This window comes from Alcanivorax sp. HI0007, from assembly GCF_001635525.1.
In the GTDB taxonomy this organism is placed as follows: Bacteria; Pseudomonadota; Gammaproteobacteria; order Pseudomonadales; family Alcanivoracaceae; genus Alcanivorax.
In genome coordinates this window covers 1-328 of sequence record NZ_LWEJ01000217.1, presented here as the reverse complement: position 1 = coordinate 328, position 328 = coordinate 1, and the positions used below count along the sequence as shown (strand labels likewise).

2 protein-coding genes are annotated in these 328 nt (G+C 51.5%); one reads left to right on the top strand and one right to left on the bottom strand.

The features are described 5' to 3' along the window. A partial coding sequence (locus A3714_RS18250) for a hypothetical protein (RefSeq protein WP_231867852.1) occupies positions 1-190 on the bottom strand: 190 nt, incomplete at its 3' end. An 11-nt stretch (positions 191-201) separates the two neighbouring features. Between A3714_RS18250 and A3714_RS10965 the strand changes: the two genes are divergently transcribed. Beyond that, positions 202-328: acyl-CoA-binding protein (locus tag A3714_RS10965; RefSeq protein WP_197463411.1), on the top strand; the 127-nt coding region annotated here is incomplete at its 3' end.

Sequence of the window (328 nt, the reverse complement as noted above, 5' to 3'; positions counted from 1 at the left end):
TTGCATATCCCGTGTGGCCTGAAGGGAGTGGTTGTTGTGCTTTGTCGCCACGCGCAGCATGGCGCTTCTTCCCTAAAGACTGCGGTGGTATCCAGAGTCTCCTTGATTCGCGAGCTGTGACAGCGCAGTATTTTGTCAGCCTGATCGCGAACAAATGGCGCTCGCGATATTCAATAATGATCACAATCAACAGGAAGCATCATGACCGATACCGCACGTTTTGAACAAGCCCAAAAAGATGTGAAAACCCTGGACCGCAAACCCGGCAATGATGATCTGCTGTTCCTCTATGCCCACTTCAAACAGGGCAGTGCCGGTGATGTCAGTG